Annotated in this window: 4 protein-coding genes; 3 read left to right on the forward strand and 1 reads right to left on the reverse strand. The window is 59.9% G+C overall.

Going from position 1 to position 3,986, the window contains the following annotated elements; translation table 11 throughout:
* On the forward strand, positions 1-2,343 hold a 2,343-nt coding region (gene hypF / locus NP596_RS20300; protein ID WP_371927992.1), incomplete at its 5' end, for a carbamoyltransferase HypF.
* Positions 2,344-2,383: 40 nt separating this feature from the next.
* On the opposite strand, the gene mobA is transcribed toward hypF, so the two are convergent.
* On the reverse strand, positions 2,384-2,986 hold the full coding sequence (gene mobA, locus NP596_RS20305; RefSeq protein WP_256617209.1) for a molybdenum cofactor guanylyltransferase MobA: 603 nt from the start codon (positions 2,984-2,986) through the stop codon (positions 2,384-2,386).
* 17 nt (positions 2,987-3,003) lie between these two features.
* Here mobA and NP596_RS20310 point away from each other — a divergent pair, with 17 nt between their 5' ends.
* A complete protein-coding gene (locus NP596_RS20310) occupies positions 3,004-3,474 on the forward strand; it encodes a DUF302 domain-containing protein (protein ID WP_256617212.1) in 471 nt (156 codons plus the stop codon).
* Positions 3,475-3,502: 28 nt separating this feature from the next.
* A complete protein-coding gene (locus tag NP596_RS20315; protein ID WP_256617210.1) occupies positions 3,503-3,895 on the forward strand; it encodes a hypothetical protein in 393 nt (130 codons plus the stop codon).
* Positions 3,896-3,986: the final 91 nt, after the last annotated feature.

The raw sequence follows: 3,986 nt of genomic DNA on the forward strand, positions 1-3,986 counted from the left end.
ACAGTTGCCGCGCATCTGCTGATGCCCGGCAAGGCCATCCGGGTACGCGGGGTGGTGCAGGGCGTCGGCTTTCGGCCGGCGATCTGGCATCTGGCCCGCCAACACGGTTTGACCGGCTCGGTGTGGAACGACGGCGAAGGGGTGATGATTCATGCTTTCGGCAACCGGCAAGACCTGGACACCTTCATCCGGCAAATTCCGTTGCAGCTGCCGCCGCTGGCGAAGCTGGATAGTCTGGAAGCGACCGATTTGGCGGGCAGGCCGGCGGATAACGAATTTCGAATAATCGCCAGCCAAAGCAATGGTATCGATACCCCCATCGCCGCCGATGCGGCAACCTGCCCGGAGTGTCTGTCCGAAATAGTCGATCCCAGCAATCGCCGTTACCGTTACCCATTCACCAACTGCACCCATTGCGGGCCGCGCCTGTCCATCGTCCGGCGGGTGCCTTACGACCGCTGCAACACCAGCATGACGACATTTGCCATGTGTCCGGCCTGCCAACGCGAGTACGACGATCCGGCCGACCGCCGTTTTCATGCCCAGGCCAACTGCTGCCCGGCCTGCGGCCCCAACTTGTGGCTGGAGGACAATCAGGGCCGGTTAACCGGCATACCGAATCTCATCAAGCACACCGCCGATCTGCTGCGCCAGGGCTGCATCGTGGCGATCAAGGGCCTGGGCGGCTTTCATCTGGCCTGCAATGCCGCCGATAGCGAAGCGGTGGAAAGACTGCGGCAACGCAAGCGCCGTTACGCCAAACCCTTTGCCTTGATGGCCAAGGACCTCGCGGCCATACGCCGGCATGCAGCAATCAGCGATTTGGAAGAACAGGCTTTGCTGGATAAAGCCGCGCCGATCGTATTGCTGCAGGCTGGCGGCGAAGCATTGGCAGCCGGCGTTGCGCCCGGCGACGATAAATTGGGCTTCATGCTGCCCTACACGCCGCTACACAGTTTATTGCTGGCGGCGCTGGATACGCCTATTGTATTGACTTCCGGCAACATCAGCGACGAGCCGCAATGCACCGATAATGTAAACGCCAAACGCCAACTGGCCGGCATCGCCGATTACTGGCTGCTGCATGACAGAGAAATTGCGAACCGCCTGGACGATTCGGTAGTCCGCGAAATGGACGGCCAGATACGGCTGCTGCGCCGGGCGCGCGGCTATAGCCCGGAAGCGCTGGCCCTGCCGGCCGGTTTCGAAACGGCGGACGGCATTTTGGCCATGGGCGCGGAGTTGAAGAACAGCTTTTGCGTGGTCAAACACGGCCAAGCCGTGGTTTCCCAGCACATCGGCGACCTGGAAAGCGCAAGCGTGCAACAGGACTATCGGCAGCTGATCGCCCTCTACCAACAACTGTACGACTTTCAAGCCCGGCAGTTTGCCGTGGACCGGCATCCCGGCTATTTATCCAGCCAATACGGCCAGGCATTGGCCGCTGCCGGCCATTGCCAGTTGATCGAAGTACACCATCACCATGCTCATCTGGCCGCCTGTCTGGCCGAACACGGCATTGCCTTGCAATCCGAACCGGTGCTGGCCGCCGTTTTCGACGGCTTGGGCATGGGTGACGCCGGCGAGCTGTGGGGTGGGGAGTTTTTACTGGGCGATTATCGAGACTGCACCCGTCTCGGCCACTTGCAGGCCGTTGCCCTGCCCGGCGGCAACCGGGCCATGCGCGAGCCCTGGCGCAATACCTATGCGCAATTGCGGCATTATTTCGATTGGCCGGCGTTGCAGCGGGACTACCCGGACTTGGCCATCGTGCAATTTCTAGCCGCCAAGCCGCTGGCGACAATGGACACGATGATAAGTAAAAACCTCAATTCGCCGCCGTGCAGTTCCTGCGGACGTTGGTTCGATGCCTTCGCCGCCGCGCTGGGTTTGCACACCGAAGCAATCGATTACGAAGGCCAGGCCGCCATCGCCCTGGAAACCTTGGCCACGCCACGCTTTGCGGCGCAAACAGCCTATACGGATGCCTGGACCGTAACAAACGATAACGGCTTGGCGGTGTTGGGTTGGCGGGGGCTCTGGCTGGCGGTGCTGCACGATTTGAAAGCCGGCATTGATGCGGCCGACATCGCCGCCCGCATTCACCACAGCTTGATCGACGCCAGCGTCTCGCTACTGCTGCAACTCGGCGCGCAAACCGGCACGGGCTGCATCGTGTTGAGCGGCGGCGTATTCCAAAACCGCTTGCTGCTGGAAGGCGTCGGTCAAGCCTTGCGCGCCAGGGGTAAAACCGTGCTGTCGCCGCAACGTTATCCGATGAACGACGGCGGACTGGCCTTGGGTCAAGCGGCGATTGCGGCGGCTAAATCGATCAGCCGATAAGCGCGCCGGCAGACCGATCAAACTTGCGTTAACAGCGGGCTCAGCCGGATTGCTCGCGCAAAGTCCGCTCCAGTCCGGACAATTCCGCCTCGGTATTGATATTGGCGAATATCTCCGGCACGGCGCTGAAATCGACCTTCAGCAAACGCTGCCGCTCGAACCAGCTTTGTAATTTGCGTTCGCCGCGCCCAAGATAATCCTGCAGGTCGGCTTGCAGGCCGGTTTTGATTGCAGCAAAGACCGGATGCAGGCGTTGGCCGTCGAATGCCGCAGCGATATCGAATTCGTCCGTCAAAGCCGTCAGCAAGCGCTGCGCATGCGCGGTTGCCAGCAACGGCGAATCGCAAGGCATCACCAACAGCACCGGGTTTTGCGCCGCCCGCATCGCCGCCAGCATGCCGGCCAACGGGCCATCGAAATCGGCGTTGCCGTCGCCGAGCACCGCATAGCCGAATTGGCGATACCGCGCTTGATTGCGATTGGCGCTGATCAGCAATTGGTCGACCAGCGGCGCCATCGCCGCCACCGCGTAAGCGACCAGCGGCTTGTTATCGAATAACAGCAAGCCTTTGTCCCGCCCTGCCATGCGTCTGGCCATGCCGCCCGCCAATACCACGCCGCTGACTTTGTTTTGCCCGCTCATAATGATAAGCTTTTGTGATGTTAAGAAAAGCCGTCATTTTCGCAAGCCTACCGCTGATTGCAAGCTGCGCCACTCCGGCCGGTCAGGCCAATGTCAGCCGCGAACAACTGGACTTCTATCAGGTGGAGACCGCAAAACCCTACGACGAGGTGCTGGCGGAACTGGAAATTGCGATTGCCGAACATAACTTTCGCATCACCGGCCATAGCCGGGTCGGCAAGGTAATACGCGACCGCGGCGCCAAGGATTTTCCGGAATACGACACCGTGCAGTTTTGCAATCTGACCCTGGCCAAAACCGTGCTGGAAATTACCCCGCACGCCATTGGCTACATGCCTTGCAATGTCGTAACCTATCAATTTGGCGGCAAAACCATCGTCAGAACCCATTTGTTGCCGGAAGACGGCGACAATCCGGAACTGAACGAATTCGCGGCCACGATGAACCGGCAACTCAAACAGATTGTCGATTTCGCCGCCGAACAATAATTTTTTATCACTGAAGCCATAACACACCATGAAACAGACCTTACTGCTCACCGCTTTATCGATTGTATTAGCCGGTTGCGCCGCAACGCCGGAAACCGCTTCCGAGGCCGCCGCTACCGCCGAACCGGCGGCTTTGGCCAACGATTACCCCACCCGCGACCGGGTCGATTATGTACTGGAATGCATTGCCAAACACGGCGGCCTCAGCTACATCAATCAATACGCCTGCGGTTGCAAAATCGACAAAATAGCCGAACAGCTAAGCTTTGCCGAATACGAGTCCGCCCGCACCTTTGTGCAAATGCAGAAAACTCCGGGCGAAGCCGGCGCGCCGTTCCGCGACCCCAAACATTCGAAAGACTTGCGCGGCAGACTGAAAGACGCCGATGCGGCGGCCGAGAAAGCCTGCTTCGTAAAGTAACGGCGGCTTGCGACGGGTTTCGGCGCCGGCCCATGAAAGCAAGGTAGGCTTGCTTGCAAGACAGGCCGCCGCGAATCTTCCGCTAGGCTCG

The sequence above is a fragment of the Methylomonas rivi genome, assembly GCF_024505165.1.
Classification (GTDB): domain Bacteria; phylum Pseudomonadota; class Gammaproteobacteria; order Methylococcales; family Methylomonadaceae; genus Methylomonas; species Methylomonas rivi.

Bases quoted from the DNA above. Each gene is read 5' to 3' on its own strand.
- NP596_RS20310 (WP_256617212.1), top strand. From the start codon at position 3,004: ATGTTAAGAAAAGCCGTCATTTTCGCAAGCCTACCGCTGATTGCAAGC.
- mobA (WP_256617209.1), bottom strand. From the start codon at position 2,986: ATGAGCGGGCAAAACAAAGTCAGCGGCGTGGTATTGGCGGGCGGCATG.
- NP596_RS20315 (WP_256617210.1), top strand. From the start codon at position 3,503: ATGAAACAGACCTTACTGCTCACCGCTTTATCGATTGTATTAGCCGGT.